General features: G+C 71.9%; 15 protein-coding genes. 11 read left to right on the top strand and 4 right to left on the bottom strand.

What is annotated here, in order from left to right; translation table 11 throughout:
* Nucleotides 1-5: 5 nt before the first annotated feature.
* From JOE55_RS01980 to JOE55_RS01970, 3 genes are all read left to right on the top strand, one after another.
* A complete protein-coding gene (locus JOE55_RS01980) occupies nt 6-1,835 on the top strand; it encodes a serine/threonine protein kinase (RefSeq protein ID WP_204781853.1) in 1,830 nt (609 codons plus the stop codon).
* A gap of 94 nt (nt 1,836-1,929) precedes the next feature.
* Nucleotides 1,930-2,520, top strand: a complete 591-nt coding sequence (locus JOE55_RS01975; protein WP_204781852.1) for a DUF5998 family protein — start codon at nt 1,930-1,932, stop codon at nt 2,518-2,520.
* Nucleotides 2,517-3,746 (top strand): alkaline phosphatase family protein, encoded by a 1,230-nt coding sequence (locus JOE55_RS01970; protein WP_058872216.1) that lies wholly within the window; start codon nt 2,517-2,519, stop codon nt 3,744-3,746. The genes JOE55_RS01975 and JOE55_RS01970 overlap by 4 nt, the downstream gene beginning before the upstream one ends.
* Nucleotides 3,747-3,829: 83 nt before the next feature.
* Here the strand turns inward: JOE55_RS01970 and sepH are convergent, their stop codons facing one another.
* Nucleotides 3,830-5,446 carry a septation protein SepH gene (gene sepH, locus JOE55_RS01965; RefSeq protein ID WP_204781851.1) on the bottom strand — a complete coding sequence of 539 codons (1,617 nt, stop codon included), beginning with the start codon at nt 5,444-5,446 and terminating at the stop codon, nt 3,830-3,832.
* 389 nt (nt 5,447-5,835) lie between these two features.
* Here sepH and JOE55_RS01960 point away from each other — a divergent pair, with 389 nt between their 5' ends.
* Nucleotides 5,836-6,138, top strand: a complete 303-nt coding sequence (locus tag JOE55_RS01960; protein WP_006214887.1) for a DUF4193 domain-containing protein — start codon at nt 5,836-5,838, stop codon at nt 6,136-6,138.
* A 127-nt stretch (nt 6,139-6,265) separates the two neighbouring features.
* On the opposite strand, the gene JOE55_RS01955 is transcribed toward JOE55_RS01960, so the two are convergent.
* Nucleotides 6,266-6,712 (bottom strand): DUF3093 domain-containing protein, encoded by a 447-nt coding sequence (locus JOE55_RS01955; protein WP_204781850.1) that lies wholly within the window; start codon nt 6,710-6,712, stop codon nt 6,266-6,268.
* 148 nt (nt 6,713-6,860) lie between these two features.
* Here JOE55_RS01955 and dut point away from each other — a divergent pair, with 148 nt between their 5' ends.
* From dut to JOE55_RS01935, 4 genes are all read left to right on the top strand, one after another.
* Nucleotides 6,861-7,289 (top strand): dUTP diphosphatase, encoded by a 429-nt coding sequence (gene dut / locus JOE55_RS01950; RefSeq protein WP_204783169.1) that lies wholly within the window; start codon nt 6,861-6,863, stop codon nt 7,287-7,289.
* A gap of 100 nt (nt 7,290-7,389) precedes the next feature.
* On the top strand, nt 7,390-8,154 hold the full coding sequence (locus tag JOE55_RS01945; protein WP_024290331.1) for a DUF3710 domain-containing protein: 765 nt from the start codon (nt 7,390-7,392) through the stop codon (nt 8,152-8,154).
* The gene (locus JOE55_RS01940; protein ID WP_204781849.1) at nt 8,151-8,624 is read left to right on the top strand and encodes a hypothetical protein; all 474 of its coding nucleotides are present in this window, start codon (nt 8,151-8,153) and stop codon (nt 8,622-8,624) included. The genes JOE55_RS01945 and JOE55_RS01940 overlap by 4 nt, the downstream gene beginning before the upstream one ends.
* The gene (locus tag JOE55_RS01935) at nt 8,621-9,433 is read left to right on the top strand and encodes a DUF3159 domain-containing protein (RefSeq protein WP_204781848.1); all 813 of its coding nucleotides are present in this window, start codon (nt 8,621-8,623) and stop codon (nt 9,431-9,433) included. The genes JOE55_RS01940 and JOE55_RS01935 overlap by 4 nt, the downstream gene beginning before the upstream one ends.
* Before the next feature lie 21 nt (nt 9,434-9,454).
* Here the strand turns inward: JOE55_RS01935 and JOE55_RS01930 are convergent, their stop codons facing one another.
* Together JOE55_RS01930 and JOE55_RS01925 are read right to left on the bottom strand one after the other, a co-directional pair.
* The gene (locus tag JOE55_RS01930) at nt 9,455-10,204 is read right to left on the bottom strand and encodes a potassium channel family protein (RefSeq protein ID WP_024290332.1); all 750 of its coding nucleotides are present in this window, start codon (nt 10,202-10,204) and stop codon (nt 9,455-9,457) included.
* The gene (locus JOE55_RS01925; protein ID WP_006214894.1) at nt 10,201-10,929 is read right to left on the bottom strand and encodes a potassium channel family protein; all 729 of its coding nucleotides are present in this window, start codon (nt 10,927-10,929) and stop codon (nt 10,201-10,203) included. Before JOE55_RS01925 ends, JOE55_RS01930 begins: the two co-directional genes overlap by 4 nt.
* Before the next feature lie 58 nt (nt 10,930-10,987).
* Here JOE55_RS01925 and JOE55_RS01920 point away from each other — a divergent pair, with 58 nt between their 5' ends.
* The 3 genes from JOE55_RS01920 to acnA all read left to right on the top strand — a co-directional run bounded on the left by JOE55_RS01920 (nt 10,988) and on the right by acnA (nt 17,485).
* On the top strand, nt 10,988-13,153 hold the full coding sequence (locus JOE55_RS01920; RefSeq protein ID WP_338125395.1) for an APC family permease: 2,166 nt from the start codon (nt 10,988-10,990) through the stop codon (nt 13,151-13,153).
* Entirely contained in the window at nt 13,150-14,619 is a 1,470-nt protein-coding gene (locus tag JOE55_RS01915) for a class I SAM-dependent RNA methyltransferase (protein WP_024290335.1), read from the top strand. Before JOE55_RS01920 ends, JOE55_RS01915 begins: the two co-directional genes overlap by 4 nt.
* Before the next feature lie 184 nt (nt 14,620-14,803).
* Nucleotides 14,804-17,485: an aconitate hydratase AcnA gene (gene acnA / locus JOE55_RS01910; protein WP_204781847.1), complete on the top strand. Its 2,682-nt coding sequence runs from the start codon at nt 14,804-14,806 to the stop codon at nt 17,483-17,485.
* Nucleotides 17,486-17,612: the final 127 nt, after the last annotated feature.

Below are 17,612 nucleotides of genomic sequence, written 5' to 3'. Positions count from 1 at the left end.
GGGCCATGAGCGATACCATCGCCGGCCGGTACACGCTCATCGATCCCATCGCCCGCGGCGGCTCCGGGACGGTCTGGCGGTCCTGGGACCAGCGGCGCAACCACGTGTGCGCCGCAAAGGTCCTGCGCCAGCGCGACTCCGCCGACCTCCTGCGCTTCGTGCGCGAGCAGTCCGTGAAGATCGATCACCCGCATGTGCTGGCCCCCTACGGCTGGGCGGCCGAGGACGAGCACGTCGTGATCGCCATGGATCTCAGCGACGGCGGCACCCTGGAGAACGCGATCCAGGACCACGGCGCCTTCTCGGACAAGGTGGCCGAGGAGATCCTGCGCCAGCTGATCTCGGCCCTGCGGTTCGTGCACGCGGAGGGCTGGATCCACCGCGACGTCAAGCCCGCCAACCTCATGATGGATGCCACGGGCACGGGGCGGCCCCTGGCTCGACTGGCCGACTTCGGCATCGCCACGCAGGGCGAGGACGCCCGCCTGACCCGCATCGGCACGGTCGTGGGAACACCCGGCTACATCGCCCCCGAGCTTCTCGAGGGAGCGGATCCGGATCCCTCGCAGGACCTCTTCGCCGCCGGCGTGGTGGCCATGCGCATGGTCCGCCCGGACGCCGAGCGCGGCATCACCCCCACCCCCGAGGACGCCCTCGAGGCCTTCGGCGAGGACTCCCTGCTGGGTGCCGAGGTGGCGGCGCTGCTGGACCCCGATCCCGCCGTGCGCCACGACGGCGCCCTGTCGCTGATGGAGCGGCTCGAGTCCTCTGCCGAGGAGGACTTCGGGCAGGCGACCACCCGCGACGGCGAGACCTTCGAGATCTTCCAGACCCTGGACCCGCTGCCGGAGGCCTGGCAGGACATCGTCTCGGGCCACGCCGAGCTGCCCAAGCAGGAGCGCACCGGGGAGAACATCTCGCAGTCCGGTGAGGCCGGAGAGCGCACCCCGAGCACCACGGTCGTCCCGCAGCAGCCCGGCGCCCAGCAGATCGACGCCCCCGCGGGCGGCCGCCTCAGCGGAGGCTTCGGCACGCCCCCGCCCGGTGGCGTGCCGCTCGTCGGCCCCAGCTCAGGCCCGGCCGGCACGGCGCTGAGCGGCATGCCCTCGGGCCTGGGCGGCGATGGCCGCGAAGTCCCGGCACAGGCCCCGCCCGTGGGCGGTGGGACGGCGAGCGCTGCCGTGCTGGGTCCGCTGCCGCAGGGCCAGCACAGCCGAGCTGCTCTGCTGGGCACCGTCCCTGTCGCGGACTCGGGCCGTGCGACGGCCCCTCAGCGCAGCATCTCGTGGGCCGGCGCCCACACGCCGGCCTCGGTCCCCGTCCGCCCGCAGGATCAGCCCACCCACGTGCCGGGCGCTGCGGGAGGAAGCACCGGGACGACCCTGCGCGAGCAGCTCTCGAGCCCCAGCACCGCCCCCGGGGCGCAGGTGCCGCTCGGCGGTGCGTCCCAGGGCAGCGCCCCTGCTGGCGGCGCCTCCCGGACCACCGGCTACACGGCGGCGCCGGCCTATTCCGGGGGTGCCTCAGGGAGCCCGGCCGCGCGGTCGTCGGGCTCCAGCGCCAAGAGCGGTCCCCTGTCGTTCATGGGCATCAACGGCGCCGGCGGCTGGGTCGTCATCGGCTGCGTGGGCGCGGTGCTCCTCGCGGCCGCGATCCTGATCGTGGTGCTGATGAGCCCCGGGGGCAGTGAGGACCCGCCCCCGACCGATTCCACCTCGAGCGGCACGGAGGAGTCCATCGGCGTTCCCACCACGTACGTCACCCAGGACCCCGAGGACGGCGGCATGGGCGGCACGCAGCTCGGCGGCTCCGGCGGCAACTCCTTCGGCGGCTGATCCCCGGCAGGCGGTGACAGGGCGAGGACCCACAGCACGAGCAGGGCCCTTCTCGCAACTCGCAGACACGTCCCTTCAGGAGGGAACCAGGCAGATGACGCAGTCAGGACCGCGCGGCGAGCAGCTGCGCCAAGACATCGAGCGCGCCGGCTACTACCCGCAGCTCGTGATCGACGTGATGGCCGACGCCCTGGACGGGGCGGCCCCGGAGTCGCACCTGGTCCAGCTGGAGACCACCTTCGACCGCGATGAGGTCCACCGCCACATCACCGTGCTCGTGCTCGCAGAGGGCCTGCTGCACATCACGCACGTCGATGATCAGGAGTACGACCAGGAGGGCCAGGAGGTGCTGGCCCTGGCCTCGACCGAGTCCGTGGCCGCCTCCCGGGTGAACTCCGTGACGCTGACCTACGCGTACTACAAGCCGCAGCAGTACCGCACCGGCCACCCGATCAGCGAGGTCAACCTCAACATCGCCTGGACCGGCACCCGGAACATCGATCTGCAGCCGGCCGGATGCGAGGACCCCCAGTGCGAGGCCGACCACGGCTACACGGGAGTCAGCGCCGTGCAGGACGTCGCTCTGCGGATCAGCGCCGAGGCCGACGGCGTCGAGGCGGTCGAGGGCGCCCGCGAGTTCGCCCGCAGCCTGCGCCGCAGCGCCGTGGAGCGGGTCGGACGATGACCGGCTCCGCCGGCGACTCAGCCGGGGCGGACTTCTGGGCCGTCCCGCCGGAGCAGGAGCCTCAGGCCGCGATCGCGCGCCCTCCTCGCTACGGATCCCGCAGCATCGCCGACGTCATGACCTCGGCGGCCGCAGCGATCGGGGCCGTGGGCTTCGAGGACGTGCTGGGGCTGCCGGCCTCCCAGCGCATGGTGGTCGTGCTGGTGGACGGGCTGGGGCTGGAGCAGCTCGAGGCCCGCAGCTCGTACGCCCCGTTCCTGCGCGGTGCCGAGGACCTCGGCGAGCTCGACGCCGCCTTCCCGTCCACGACCGCCTCGTCGCTGGCGGCGCTGGGCACCGGGCTGCCGGTGGGCGTGCACGGTCTCACCGGCTACGACTCCTACTCCCCGCAGCTGGGGCAGACGGTGAATATGCTCGGCGGCTGGGATCCGCGGGTGGATGCGCTCGTGTGGCAGCCGCGCGACACCGTGCTGCAGCGCCTCGAGGCGCAGGGCCTGGACGCCGTGACGGTCAGTCGCGGCAAGTTCCAGGACTCGGCTCTGACGCGAGCGGCGCTGCGCGGCGGGCGCTTCGTGGCAGCGGACGGCGTGTTCGCCCGTACCAAGGCGGCCCAGGAGAACCTGCGGGCCGGTCAGCGCGCACTCATGTACTTCTACTGGGACGACCTGGACAAGACGGGGCACCGCCACGGCTGGGGCTCCGCAGAGTGGATCCACGAGCTGGAGGAGCTCGACAGCTCCCTGCGCCGCCTGTGCGCGCGCCTTCCCGGGTCCACCTCCGTGGTGCTCACCGCCGATCACGGCATGGTCGACGTCCCCCGAGAGGGCCGCGTGGATCTCACTCAGGTGCCCGGTCTGCTCGACGACGTCCGCACCAGCGCCGGTGAGCCCCGCTGCCTCCAGCTGCACCTGGAGCCCTGCGAGTCCGCGCAGCAGCGTCAGCAGCTGCAGGAGCGGGTCCGTCAGCGCTGGGAGGCCTCGGAGCTGGGGGAGCGGGTGCGTGTTCAGACGCGGGAGGAGCTGCTCGACGGCGGCTGGTTCGGCCCCGTCGAGGACCTGCGCCCCGAGGTCGTGGGACGCATCGGCGACCTGGTCATCACGCCGCTGGAGGATGACCTGGCGCTGCATGACCTCTCCCGCATCGGTCCGCAGACGCTGCAGATGGTCGGTCAGCACGGCGCCGTGACGCCGGCCGAGACCAGGGTCCCGCTGCTGCGCCTGGCCTGAGGCCGCAGACGAGCCTCCGACAGGCGTTCGGCCCCCTGCCTCCTCGAGGAGACAGGGGGCCGATGCGCATCCCGGGAGGGTCCTCAGTCGTTCTTGGCGCCGAAGACGATGTCGTCCCAGCTGGGCACGGACGACCGGGTGCGCTTGGCGCCGCCGACCCGACCGCGCGGGCGAGGACGACGATCGCCGTCCTGCTGGCTGTCCTGCGACTCGTCCTCGGGCTGATCCTGCGGGGAGGCCGCAGCCTGGGTGGGCTGCTCCCGAGAAGCGTCGCGCCGATCGTCGGCAGCGGAGGCGGAGTCCTCGTGATCGTCAGCGGCAGGCTCGGACCGCACGGCGCTCAGGCGAGGCGCTGCGGGTTCGGTGTCCTCGTCGGTGATCTCCACGATGTCGGCGTGGTGCTGCGGGGCACCGGCATCCGCCCGGCCCAGGTGGTGGATCGTGGCCTCGTGGTGGTGCGTGGGATCCGAGTCCTCGACCGGCTCCGACGGCCGGTCCTGATCGACCGGCCGCTGGATGCGCGCGTCCTCCTGGGACTCGGCGGGGGAGGCGCTGCGGTCCTGGTCCGCCGACTCGGCCGGCTCGACGGGGTCGCCGCCGGCGGAGGACTCGGGCTGGGCACGGTGGCCCGGCTGGATCGTCCGGTCGAAGAGCCGAGCATCGTCCGGGGCGGAGATCGGGCGCGGGCGGGAGTCCACGTGGCCCATGGAGCGGCCGAGGATCTCTGCGAGCTGGTCGTCGGAGCCCTCGTCGGCCCCCAGGCGCTGGCCGCGGCGGGTCTCCAGGACCTCGAGCAGCTCCTCGGTGGTGCGGGCCTCGTCCTCGCGGTGCAGGCGATCGGCACCCGGGTGCGATCCGCCCTGCGCCGCCGGGGCGGGCTCGTCGGCACTCGGAGCTGACGAGGCGTCGCCGTCGGAGGTGCCCGGATGGGCGTCCTCGGTGGAGGAGGCCGTGCGGGCGGCAGTCTGGTTCGAGGCGGACGGACGGGCGACGTCGTCGCTCGAGGTGCCGACAGCGGCTGCCGAAGCCGCCGGGCGGCGCTGGCCGAAGACATCGTCGCGCGGGGCCTCGGGCTCGTCGTCCCCGGTGAGGTGCTGGGCCCAGCCGGGCTCAGGGCTCACGGAGAGGTTGGCGGGGTTGAAGACCCACTGCGCCAGCGACTGCTGGTCCACGAGGTCCTGCGGCGCTTTGGCGGGATCGACCACCCGGAAGCGCACGGCCACGGTCCACAGCAGATCGGGACGCTGCCAGGCATCCCAGTCGAAGGAGGTGGGGGCGATCCCGAGCTGAGGGGCACGGGACTGCAGCGTCTGGGCCAGGCTCAGCGGCGCGCTGTCGAAGGCGGAGCGGTAGCCCTCGGTGCGGCGCGCTCCGAGCTCGACCTTCTGGGCCTCTCGGGCCATGTGCGAGCGCTCGGCGATGATCGGCCATTCGTAGCGGCGCACGCGCTCCGGCTCCCAGCCGGACTCCTCGACGATCTCCTCGACGGACGCGCCCGAACGGAACCGGGCCTGGATGTCGCGGGGGCCGAAGTCAGCGCCCTGGCGCTGGCGGCGCGCCGGGACGCGGCGTGCTCGCTGGACCGCCTGGCGCAGCTGCTGATCCACTGCCAGGAGGCTGCGGCGTCCGGAGGAGTCGCTGAGCACCAGGTGCTCGCCGTCGTCGTGGACGCCTTCCAGGCGCAGCTCGTCCATGCTCATCCAGCCTTCCGCAGGTCTCTTGCTCCGGGGGACGCCGTGGTCGGCTCCGCCTCTCGGGGGAGCCGGTGCCGGCCCAGCCGGCGGACGCGTCCCGGTCCGCATCTGCGCAGAGTCTAGTGGTCGTGGGCAGACTGCGCGCATCGGGGGCCTGCACGGCGCGCTGCGCCCGGACTCCACGGACCCTTCGGAGCCGGCTGGAAGCCGCGCAGAGGCAACCGACCGGCAACAATTCTGTCGTGAGCGGACGCATTGGTCTTTCCGAGGCCCATAGTGCACAATCCTCCACACGTGAGGCAGGTATGCGCCCGCGAGCCCGCCCTCCACGGACCGCCGCCGGCTGTCGCCGCGCCTCATGTCGACGTCTTCACTGCAAGGATTAGGGATCACATATGGCAACTGATTACGACGCTCCCCGCAAGCAGGAGGAGGAGCTCAAGGAAGACTCGATCGAGGAGCTGAAGACTCGTCGCAACGAGACCCAGCACCCCAATGCGGACGAGGACGATGAGGCCACGGCCGCTGACAGCTACGAGCTGCCCGGTGCCGATCTGTCCCACGAGGAGCTCTCCGTCGTGGTGCTTCCGGCTCAGGAGGACGAGTTCACCTGCGGGTCCTGCTTCCTGGTGCGCCACCGCTCCCAGATCGCCGAGGAGAAGGACGGGATGAAGATCTGCGTGGAGTGCGCAGGCTGAATCCGACGAAGACTGACTGCCGGAACGCAGGCCGCTGAAGCCTGAGGCCCGCACAGGACAGAAGAAGCCCTCGACCGCCGCGGCGGTCGAGGGCTGTTTCGTCTGCGCGCCCGTCGGCTCGAGGGCCTCAGCCGGCCAGGGCCTGGGCGAGCTCGTGCGGATGGCGAGTGGCGGTGAGCCAGTACGGGGTGGGATCCACGGGGTCGATGATCTCGATGCGGCACATTCCCGAGGCCGAGGCCGAGAAGTTCATGTAGGCCCGGGCATCCAGCTCGGGACCGCGGACGCGGCGGACGTCGTCGGGATCGGTGAAGGCCTCCACCTCACCCACGAATCGGCGCTCGATGCTCGCCCGGCCCACCCGCAGGAGATCCTCGGTGACCACGATCGAGGAGGCCCGGGAGTAGACGATGACGGGGGCCAGGATCAGCGCGATGACACCGCCGAGGATCCCGAGCCAGGTCGCGATGGGGGCCAGGGCGATCACCACGGAGCCGGCCAGGCCCAGGAACAGCAGCCACATCCACCACGCCGGGTTCAGCTTCTCCCGGTAGAGCACCTCGTCGTCAGTCATGGGCACCATCATCCCATGAGCGGATGGCTCGGCCGGACGACCGGGTCCCGTTCCCGAGTGGCTGGAGGCGGCGCGGCGTCTACAGTGGGGCACTGTGCTGACCGACCCCTCACGCCCCCAGGACCACGACGACTCCGCAGCGCTGCGGATGCAGGTGCGCCGGCTGGACGCCGATCTGCCGCTGCCTCGCTATGCCAAGCCCGGCGACGCGGGGCTGGACCTGCGCGCCAGCTCCGATGCCGTGCTCGATCCCGGTGCCCGCGCCCTGATCGGCACCGGGCTGGCCATCGCCGTGCCCGTCGGCTGGGTGGGCCTGGTCCATCCGCGCTCGGGACTTGCCGCCAAGCACGGCATCACCGTCCTCAACGCGCCGGGCACGGTGGACTCCGGGTACCGCGGCGAGATCATGGTCACGCTGCTGAACACCGATCTGCACACGCCCTTCCGCATCGAGCGCGGCGACCGCATCGCCCAGCTGCTGCTGCAGCGCGTCGGCACGGTCGAGCCGGTCGAGGTCGACGAGCTCGAGGACAGCGACCGCGGCGAGACCGGATTCGGGTCCTCCGGGACCCGCTGAGTACGCGCCGCGCCCCGCGCGGCCACTGACAGGCTCCGGGCCGTTCCCGGGCACCGCCGCCCCGACCGGGCGGCGCATGACGCATCGAGGAGGCACCGACGTGTTCGGACGCAAGAAGAAGGACGCCGAGCCCACGGCTCCGGCCGAGGAGCAGGTCGAGCAGGACGGCGCCGAGGCGCAGGACGACGTGCGCGCCCGCGGGCCGTGGGACATCTCGGAGATCGAGGACCGCGAGGGGCGCATGGACTTCGGCTCGCTGCTGATCCAGCAGCAGCAGGGGATCGGCATCCGCCTGGAGGTCACTGAGAAGGGCAACCGCCCGCGGGCGGTGAACCTGGATCACAAGGGCTCGACCGTGCAGCTGCAGGCCTTCGCCGCCCCGCGCACGACCGGGATCTGGGCGGAGATCCGCAAGGACCTCGTGGACTCGCTCAAGCGCAGCGACGGCGCCCCGCAGGCCGTCGAGGGCCCGTTCGGCACCGAGCTGCGAGCCCGCTTCCCCGCGACCACCAGCGACGGCACCAAGGGCTACCGGCCGGCGCGCTTCATCGGGATCGACGGCCCCCGCTGGTTCCTGCGCGCCGTGATCTCCGGTCCGGCGGCGATCGAGCCCACGGCCTCGGCCGAGTTCGACGAGCTGATCCGCACCGTGATCGTGCGTCGCGGCGGGGACCCCATGCCTCCGCGCGATCTGCTGCCGCTGCAGGTCCCCGAGGGCGTGGAGCCCAAGGCCGTGGCCAAGCGGCGCGCCGTCCGCCGGCAGGCCTCGGGCCAGGGTCAGTCCCAGGGCACCGGCTCAGCCGCAGGCGGTCCCGCTCCGAAGGCGCCGCCACAGCGCGGGCCGGAGATCACCGAGACGCGATGAGCACCCAAGCCACCGGCGACGCCGACTCCCGGCTCGGCAGCGATCACGAGACCGCTGCCGGGGACTGCCTGCACCCCGGTCCGGCACCGGTCACGGCCTCGCACCCGCGCATCGTGGCGCTGGAGGAGCCTGCGGCCTCGCTGGCCGAGGCTCGGGCGGCGTGCGGCGAGGACCGCGCCTCGCGCGGCGGCGCGCGCCGACGCGTGCGCGCCACGGGACGGGTCGCCGAGATCCGCGTGGCAGCGGCCACCGAGCGTCCCGCCAGCGAAGCCCTGCTGCTGGTCCAGGACCGCAGCGACCCGGAGGGCCGGCCCACCCTGCTGCGCCTGGTCTGGCAGGGCCAGCGCTCCGTGCCCGGCGTGCGCGCCGGCACGGAGCTGTCGTGCTCCGGGCTGCTGTGCAGCGCCGGGGACCAGCCCACCATCTTCAACCCGCGCTTCGAGATCATCGCCCGGAGGACCTCGTCATGACCACGCCGGCCCCGGGTCCCGAGCAGGACCCGCAGCACGAACCGGAGCAGGCCCGCGATCAGGACCCGACGCCCGAGCAGCGCCCCACGCTGGCGCAGTCCATGACGGCCTACGCCCAGAGATCCCGCGTACGCCGCGGCGAGACGGGTCGGCTCGACGTCCTGCACGCCGTGGGCGGTTGGCGCGGGCTCGCCGAGGCGATCGTGCCCGGTGCCGTCTTCCTGGGCGTCTACATCTTCAGTCAGTCGCTGGCCGCCGCGCTGATCTGCGCGCTGGGCGCTGCCGCGCTGTTCACGATCACCCGCCTGGTGCAGCGCCAGACGCTCATCCAGGCGCTGGCCGGTCTGATCGGGGTGCTGGTCTGCGCCTTCTTCGCCTGGCGCAGCGGCGATGCGATCGACTACTACGTGACCGGACTGTGGATCAACCTGGCGTATTTCCTCGGCCTGGCCCTGTCGATCGTCGTGGGGTGGCCGCTGCTGGGCGTGCTCTTCGGCTTCGTGCGCGGCGAGGGGATGGACTGGCGCCAGGACCCGCACCGGATGCGCGGCTACCGGCTCGCCACCGGCCTGCTCGTGGCCATGTTCGCCGCCCGCCTCATCGTGCAGGTGCCGCTGTACCTGACCGATCACGTGACCGGGCTGGGCATCGCCCGGCTGGCCATGGGTGTGCCGCTGTACGCGGCGGTGCTGTGGATCGCGTGGCTGATCTCGCGCCCGGCGGCAGTGGATCCCGGTGTTCCGGAGGACGCGCTGCAGCGCTCCGATTCCGAGCCCCGCGAGCCGAAGGATCCCGACATCACCCGCTGAGGACGGCGGGCGCGGCCCGCGTCACTGGAGCGCGGGGCCCGAGGGCTCGCCGGGGATCTCCTCCTCGAACGGGTCCTCGGCGGCCCAGGGCAGCTGCTGAGCGCGGGAGTGCGTCGCCGAGCCCAGCAGCTGCCTCAGCTCGTCCTCACCGGTCCCGGAGACCAGGAAGAACAGCTCGTCGTCGGCTTCGATGACGTCGTCGCGGCTGGGGGCCAGCGGCTGGCCGTCGCGCAGGATGGCCACGGGCACGGCCTGGGCCGGCCACGGGACGGTGCCCACGCGGGAGCCGATCGAGGGGTGATCCGAAGGCACCGTGAAGGCGCTGAACGAGGCCGAGGCCTGCTGCATGGTCAGCACGCTCACCACGTCGCCGATCTCCACGGCCTCCTCCACGAGCGCGGTCATCAGCCGCGGCGTGGACACGGCCACGTCGACGCCCCAGGAGTCGTCGAAGAGCCACTCGTTGCGGGGGTTGTTCACGCGCCCGACGGTGCGGGGCACGCCGAACTCCGAGCGCGCCATCAGCGAGACCACCAGGTTCACGCGGTCGTCGCCGGTGGCGGCCACCACGACCTCGGTCTCGTCCAGCCCGGCATCGGCCAGCACGCGCAGGTCGCAGGCATCGCCCACGCTCCAGCTGGCGCCGGGAGCATCGACCCGGCCCACGGCCTCCGGCTTCTCGTCGATGATCAGGACCTCGTGACCGCTGCGCGCCAGCTCGCGGGCGATCGAGGAGCCCACGGCCCCTGCTCCGATGACGGCGACCTTCATCGTCGTGCCTCCGCTGAATCGACGGGTCCGAGCAGGCCCTCCTGGCCGGCATCGCGGATCTCGGGGGAGGGCTCCGCGGCCAGGACGCGCACGATGTCGTCGATCTCATCGACTCGCATCATCGCGTGGACCAGATCGCCCTTCTGATAGGTAGTGCGGGCGCCGGGCAGAACGCCCTCGCCGAAGCGGGTGATGAACGCGACGCGGACGTCTGCGGCCTTCTCGATGGCCGACAGCCGCAGCCCGGCCCAGCCCTCGTGCAGGGTCAGCTCGCCGAGCTGCAGGCGGCCCGAGGCCTCCTGGAAGTCCCCGGAGATCGACTGCTCGGGAAGCAGCCGGCGCAGCACCTGATCGGCGGTCCAGCGCACGGCAGCCACCGTGGGCACGCCCAGGCGCTGATAGAACTCGGCGCGGGCGGGGTCGTAGATGCGGGCGACCACGTGGGCCACGTCGAAGGTCTCGCGGGCCACGCGGGCGGCCAGGATGTTCGAGTTGTCCTCCGAGGACACCGCCGCGAAGGCGTAGGCGCGCTCGATCCCGGCCCGGCGCAGGACGTCGCGATCGAAGCCGTGACCGGTGATGGACTCGCCGCCGAAGGAGCCGTGCAGCTTGCGGAACGCCTGCTCGTCCTGGTCGATCAGGGCGACGGTGTGCCCGGAGTCCTCGAGGGCCCGGGCTGTCATCGCACCGACGCGTCCGGCGCCCATGATCACGAAATGCGGCATGGGGCCAAGGGTAGGTCACGCGGGCGGGCCGGGCCTGCCGAGCCACTAGCCTGTCCCCGTGACGAAACTGCGCGCGCTGCGGACCGCTCTGGTGGGCAGGCCCTACCACAACGAGCGCTACGAGGACACGGCCCTGTCCAAGCGCGCGGGGCTTCCGGTGTTCTCGGCGGACTCCTTGTCCTCGGTGGCCTACGCCCCGGACGAGATCGTGCTGACGCTGGCCCTGGCCGGGGCCTCCGCCGTGCTGCTCTCGCCGTGGGTCGGCCTGGCCGTCGTCGTCGTGACCGTGATCATCGTGCTGGCCTACCGGCAGAACCTGCGCGCGTACCCGTCCGGGCAGGGCGACTACGAGATCGCGACCTCCAACCTGGGCGATCGCGCCGGCGTGGTGGTCGGCGCGTCGCTGATGATCGACTTCACCCTCGTGGTCGCGGTGTCCATGTCCGCCGCGGCGCAGTACCTGGCCGCCGCGTTCCCGGGGCTGATCGGTTTCCGGCTCGAGATCGCGCTGGCCGGGATCCTGATCGCCGGGCTCCTGAACCTGCGCGGGCTGCGGTTCATGGGCCGCGCCGCAGCCGTGCCCACGTACCTGTTCGTGGCCGTGCTGCTCGCCATGATCGGCACCGGCCTGTACCAGTCGGCCACCGGCACCCTGGACCGCGCGGCCTCCGCGGACTGGGAGGTCCTGCCGGTGGAGGTCCCCGACGGCGGCTGGACGGGCATGGCCCTGGCGATCCTGGTGCTGCGGGCGTTCTCCTCGGGTGCTGTGGCGGTGACCGGCGTGGAGTCGGTGGCTGGCTCCGTGCCGTTCCTGCGCCGCCCGCGGGCCGCCAACGCCCGGATCATCCTGACCGTCATGGGCGTGCTCTCCGTCGTGCTGCTGCTGGGCACCGTGTACCTCGCACGCGCCACGGGGGTCCAGCTCGTGCTGGATCCCGAGCGCCAGCTGCGCATGGACGGCCACGCCCCGGAGGCGGACTTCTATCAGAACCCCGTGCTCGGGCAGCTCGCCCGGGCGATCTTCGGCCTGGACACGCCGCTGTACTACGTCGTGATCCTGGCAACCGTGCTCGTGCTCGTGCTGGCCGCCTCGACCGCCTTCACGGGCTTCCCGGCGCTGGCCTCGCGGCTGGCACGGGATTCGAGCCTCCCGCGGCAGTTCGCCGCTCGCGGCGATCGCTTCGCGTTCACGAACGGCATCGTGGTGCTGCTGGTGGTGGCGGCGGTGCTGACCGCCGTATTCGGCGCCAACGTCAACGCCCTCGTGCAGCTCTACGTGGTGGGCGTGTTCGTGTCCTTCACGCTCACCCAGTTCGGCATGGTCCGGCACTGGCGGCGCCACCGGCGCGCCGAGCCCACGGTCTCCGGGCGGCGCCGGATCGTGGCCTCGCTGGGGCTGGCCGTGCTGGCCGCGGTGATCTCGGCCGCCGTGCTGGTGGTGGTCATGACCACGCGGTTCACCCAGGGCGCCTGGATCACCGTGGTGTGCATCGTGGCGCTGTCGCTGTTCATGAGCGGCATCCGACGGCACTACGACGCCGTCGACGACGCCCTCCAGCTGGCTCCCGACTCACCCGTGCTGGCGCTGCCCTCGCGGGTGCACGCCATGCTGATCGTGCCGTCGGTGCGCAAGCCGGACATGCGCGCCCTGGCCTACGCCCGGGCCTCGCGGCCCTCCACGCTCGAGGCGCTCGTGGTGGATGTCTCCGCCGCGCGCACCGCCCGGATCCTGGAGCAGTGGCAGCGCCTGGAGATCCCCGTGCCGCTGCGGGTGCTGGATGCGCCCTACCGCAGCTCGACCCAGCCGGTCATCGACCATCTGCGCCGGGTCCGCAGGCGCTCGCCGCGCGATCTGGTGGTGGTCTACCTGCCGGAGTACGTGGTCTCCACCTCCTGGGAGCGCTTCCTGCACAACCAGGCCACAGGAGCGCTGCGCAGCCGCCTGCGCCACGAGCGGGGCGTCATGATCGCCTCCGTGCCCTGGCACCTGAACACCCTGGGCGCGCAGGTCTCCTCCGACGAGGACGCCCCGCACGAGCAGTCATCAGAGGCCCCCGCCCAAGTCACCCGGCGCGCCGCCCGCCGCCGACGCCGGCGCCGGGCCGACCGTGAGGCCCTGGCCGCCCGCTCCCGCACCCCACGACGACGGCGCCGCCGCCCAGCCGACCGCGAGACCCCGGGTGCCAGCTCCCGCACCGCACCGACCGATGGAGACGACGCATGACCGACAGCCCTCAGCACCTCGAGCTCGAGCTGGGACCGCTGGCCCACGGCGGGCACACCGTGGCGCGCACCCAGGAGGGACGCGTGGTGTTCGTGCGCCACGGGGCCCCCGGCGAGCGGGTGCGCGTGCGGCTGAGCGAGGCCCAGGACGAGGCGCGGTTCTGGCGCGGCGATGTGGTCGAGGTGCTCTCCCCGGTGCAGGGGCGCCGGGCGCGGCATCCCTGGGAGCCGGCAGATTCGATGCTGAGCTGGGCCTCCGGGCGCGCTCCCGTCGGCGGGGCCGAGCTCGGGCACCTGGAGCTCGAGCTGCAGCGACGGCTGAAGACCGAGGTCCTGCGGGAGCTGCTCGGCGGGATCGGGGGCTTCGAGCCAGAGCAGCTCGAGGCGCTGGACCCGAGGGTCGAAGCCCTGCCGGGGGAGACGGACGACGGACTGGGCTGGCGCACGCGCGCCCATTTCGCGGTCGATGAGCAGGGCCGGGCCGCCATGCATCCCCACCGCAGCGACGAGCTCGTGCCAGTCCAGGACTTCCCCCTGATGACTCCCGCGCTGAGCGCTCTGCGGATCGGCGAGATCGACTGGTCCGGGGCGACACGGCTCGATCTGGCGGGTCCCTCTGCAGACGCCCCCACGGTGGTCGTCACCGCCGCGCACCCGTTCGACGAGGACCTCGTCCGGCGTCTGCGCGAGCACGCGCTGCCGGCTCTGCAGGTCGCCCACGCCCGGGCCGGCGGGGAGGGGGAGATCGGACTCGTGCTCAGCGCCGACACCTCCGCCGGCTCCCCGCGCCGCGAGCCCCTGGTGCTCAGCGGGACCGGACGCACCGTCGAGCGGATCGGGCAGCGCACCTGGGAGGTCTCCGCCGGCGGATTCTGGCAGGTCCACCGCAGCGCGCCCCAGCATCTGCTGGGGCTCGTCGAGCAGGAATCCGGGCTGAGCGCGGGCGAGGACGCCCTCGATCTCTACTCGGGCGCGGGGCTGCTGACGGCTGCCCTGGCCGAGGCCGTGGGGGAGACCGGCTCGGTGCTCGCCGTCGAGGGCTCCCCGCTGACCTCCACGGATGCGGCCCGCCGCTTCGGCGAGGACCCACAGGTCGAGGCGGTCACCGGCTCCGTCGAGGACGTCCTGGCCCGCCGCTGGCCGGAGCTGGTGCGGGTCCCGCAGCGGAGGCGACGCGGCGGCCGTCCGTCGCGGGGCTGGCGCGGCGCAGCGTCGTCGGTGCCTTCGCGGCGACCGGACGTCGTCGTGCTGGATCCGCCGCGCGCCGGTGCGGGCAAGGTCGTGGTGGATGCGATCGCAGCCCTCGAGCCCCGCCGGATCGTGAGCGTGTCCTGCGATCCGGCCACTGCCGCGCGCGATCTGGCTCGGTTCCGCCACCGCGGCTGGCAGGTGAGCAGCCTGCGCGGCCTGGACCTGTATCCGAACACGCATCACCTCGAGACGGTGACCGTCCTCGAGCGCAGCTGAGGGTCGCCTTACTTACCACAGATCGACACCGAAGGGGAGGTTCGGCGAGAAATCCGTGTCCGGATGGGGATATATTGGCAGGAGTCCGCCGAACCCGCGCTGCAGCTGTCCGGCCCTCGACCGAGGCTCCGACAGCGTTCCGCGCTCGGCGATCCACCACCGCGGCGAGAGGAGTTCCGGGCAGATGAGCACCGTGGACAGCTTCGGGGCCAAGGACGTCCTTGACGTCAATGGCACCCAGTACGAGATTTACCGCCTCAAGGCGCTGAAGGGCGCCGAGGCCCTTCCCTACAGCCTCAAGATCCTGCTGGAGAACCTGCTGCGCACCGAGGACGGTGCCAACGTCACGCAGGAGCACATCAAGGCCCTGGCCGAGTGGGACCCAGAGGCGCAGCCGAGCACCGAGATCCAGTTCACGCCCGGCCGCGTGATCATGCAGGACTTCACCGGCGTCCCCTGCATCGTGGACCTGGCGACCATGCGCGAGGCCATCGAGGACCTCGGCGGCGACGCCGCCCGTGTCAACCCGCTCTCGCCCGCCGAGCTGGTCATCGACCACTCGGTGCAGATCGACTCCTTCGGCAACGCCGATGCGATCGAGCGCAACATGGACATCGAGTACCAGCGCAACGGCGAGCGCTACCAGTTCCTGCGCTGGGGCCAGACCGCGTTCGACGACTTCAAGGTCGTGCCCCCGGGCATGGGCATCGTGCACCAGGTCAACATCGAGTACCTGGCCCGCGTCGTGATGACCCGCGAGGTCGACGGCGTGAACCGCGCCTACCCGGACACCTGCGTGGGCACCGACTCCCACACCACCATGGAGAACGGCATCGGCGTCCTGGGCTGGGGCGTCGGCGGCATCGAGGCCGAGGCCGCCATGCTCGGCCAGCCGATCTCCATGCTGATCCCGCGCGTGGTGGGCTTCAAGCTCACCGGCGAGATCCCCGCCGGCGCCACCGCCACGGACGTCGTGCTCACGATCACCGAGATGCTGCGCAAGCACGGCGTCGTCGGCAAGTTCGTCGAGTTCTACGGCGAGGGCGTGGCGGCCGTGCCGCTGGCCAACCGCGCCACCATCGGCAACATGTCCCCGGAGTTCGGCTCGACCGCCGCGATCTTCCCGATCGACGACGTCACCATGGACTACCTGCGCCTGACCGGCCGCCCCCAGGAGCAGATCGACCTGGTCGAGGCCTACGCCAAGGAGCAGGGCCTGTGGCACGACCCGCAGGAGGAGACCCGCTTCTCCGAGTACCTCGAGCTGGACCTGTCCACCGTCGTGCCGTCGATCTCCGGGCCCAAGCGCCCGCAGGACCGCATCGAGCTGGACAAGGCCAAGGGCACCTTCGAGCGCGACGTGAAGAACTACGTCTCGGACAAGACCCCTGAGTCGGCCGGCGTGTCCATGGAGGACGGCCGCGAGTTCGAGCTCGAGAACGGCGCGGTCTCGATCGCCTCGATCACCTCCTGCACGAACACCTCGAACCCGTCGGTGATGATGGCAGCGGCCGTGCTGGCCCGCAACGCCGTCGACAAGGGCCTGGCCTCCAAGCCCTGGGTCAAGACCTCGATCGCCCCGGGCTCCAAGGTCGTGACCGACTACTACGAGAAGTCCGGCCTGATCCCGTCGCTGGAGGCCCTGGGCTTCTACATCGTGGGCTACGGCTGCACCACCTGCATCGGCAACTCGGGTCCGCTTGAGTCCGAGATCGCGCAGGCGGTCCAGGACAACGACCTGGCCGTGACCTCGGTGCTGTCGGGCAACCGCAACTTCGAGGGCCGCATCAACCCTGACGTCAAGATGAACTACCTGGCCTCCCCGCCGCTGGTGGTCGCCTACGCCCTGGCCGGGACCATGGACTTCGACTTCCAGAACGAGCCGCTGGGCCAGGACTCCGAGGGCAACGACGTCTACCTCAAGGACATCTGGCCGGATCCGACCGAGGTCCAGCAGATCATCGACGACTCCATCGAGACGGAGATGTTCACCGACTCGTACGGCACGATCTTCGACGGCGACGAGCGCTGGCAGTCCCTGGAGACCCCGACCGGCAAGACCTTCGAGTGGGACGCGGAGTCCACCTACGTGCGCAAGCCCCCGTACTTCGAGGGCATGACCATGGAGACCTCCCCGGTCACCGACATCGAGGGCGCGCGCGTGCTGCTCAAGCTGGGCGATTCGGTCACGACCGACCACATCTCCCCGGCCGGCTCCTTCAAGTCGGACACGCCCGCGGGCAAGTACCTCATCGAGAACGGGGTCGAGCGCAAGGACTTCAACTCCTACGGCTCGCGCCGCGGCAACCACGAGGTCATGATCCGCGGCACCTTCGCCAACATCCGCATCAAGAACCAGCTCCTGGACGGCGTGGAGGGCGGCTTCACCCGCGACTTCACCCAGGAGGGCGGCCCGCAGGCCGCCGTCTACGATGCCGCGATGAACTACCAGGAGGCCGGCGTCCCGCTGGTCGTGCTGGGCGGCAAGGAGTACGGCTCGGGATCCTCCCGCGACTGGGCGGCCAAGGGCACCAGCCTGCTGGGCGTCCGCGCGGTCATCACCGAGTCCTACGAGCGCATCCACCGCTCCAACCTGATCGGCATGGGCGTGCTGCCGCTGCAGTTCCCGCAGGGCGAGTCGGCCGACTCGCTGGGCCTGGACGGCACCGAGACCTTCTCGATCTCGGGCGTCACCGAGCTCAACGACGGCCGCACCCCCAAGACCGTGAAGGTCACCGCGGCCAAGGAGGACGGCTCCACCGTCGAGTTCGACGCCGACGTGCGCATCGACACCCCCGGTGAGGCGGACTACTACCGCAACGGCGGCATCCTGCAGTACGTGCTGCGCCAGATGGCCAGCAAGTGATCTGAGGATCCCTCCGCGCGGGAGCGCCCCGTCAGGCTCCGGCCCGGCGGGGCGCTCGTGCGTGCGAACGTCCTCGCGGCAGGTCCCGGCCTGGTGCGTCGGATGCCGGCGGTAGCATCGGCTGATA

It is taken from the genome of Kocuria palustris (assembly GCF_016907795.1).
GTDB classification, from domain to species: Bacteria; Actinomycetota; Actinomycetes; order Actinomycetales; family Micrococcaceae; genus Kocuria; species Kocuria palustris.
The sequence above is the reverse complement of the archived record's forward strand: the minus strand, read 5'-3'. Positions and strand labels throughout refer to the sequence as shown.

Bases quoted from the DNA above. Each gene is read 5' to 3' on its own strand.
- JOE55_RS01915 (WP_024290335.1), top strand. From the start codon at position 13,150: ATGACCGACAGCCCTCAGCACCTCGAGCTCGAGCTGGGACCGCTGGCC.
- JOE55_RS01975 (WP_204781852.1), top strand. From the start codon at position 1,930: ATGACGCAGTCAGGACCGCGCGGCGAGCAGCTGCGCCAAGACATCGAG.
- JOE55_RS01925 (WP_006214894.1), bottom strand. From the start codon at position 10,929: ATGCCGCATTTCGTGATCATGGGCGCCGGACGCGTCGGTGCGATGACA.
- JOE55_RS01955 (WP_204781850.1), bottom strand. From the start codon at position 6,712: ATGACTGACGACGAGGTGCTCTACCGGGAGAAGCTGAACCCGGCGTGG.
- JOE55_RS01980 (WP_204781853.1), top strand. From the start codon at position 6: ATGAGCGATACCATCGCCGGCCGGTACACGCTCATCGATCCCATCGCC.
- acnA (WP_204781847.1), top strand. From the start codon at position 14,804: ATGAGCACCGTGGACAGCTTCGGGGCCAAGGACGTCCTTGACGTCAAT.
- JOE55_RS01930 (WP_024290332.1), bottom strand. From the start codon at position 10,204: ATGAAGGTCGCCGTCATCGGAGCAGGGGCCGTGGGCTCCTCGATCGCC.
- JOE55_RS01970 (WP_058872216.1), top strand. From the start codon at position 2,517: ATGACCGGCTCCGCCGGCGACTCAGCCGGGGCGGACTTCTGGGCCGTC.
- JOE55_RS01935 (WP_204781848.1), top strand. From the start codon at position 8,621: ATGACCACGCCGGCCCCGGGTCCCGAGCAGGACCCGCAGCACGAACCG.
- JOE55_RS01960 (WP_006214887.1), top strand. From the start codon at position 5,836: ATGGCAACTGATTACGACGCTCCCCGCAAGCAGGAGGAGGAGCTCAAG.
- dut (WP_204783169.1), top strand. From the start codon at position 6,861: ATGCAGGTGCGCCGGCTGGACGCCGATCTGCCGCTGCCTCGCTATGCC.
- sepH (WP_204781851.1), bottom strand. From the start codon at position 5,446: ATGAGCATGGACGAGCTGCGCCTGGAAGGCGTCCACGACGACGGCGAG.
- JOE55_RS01940 (WP_204781849.1), top strand. From the start codon at position 8,151: ATGAGCACCCAAGCCACCGGCGACGCCGACTCCCGGCTCGGCAGCGAT.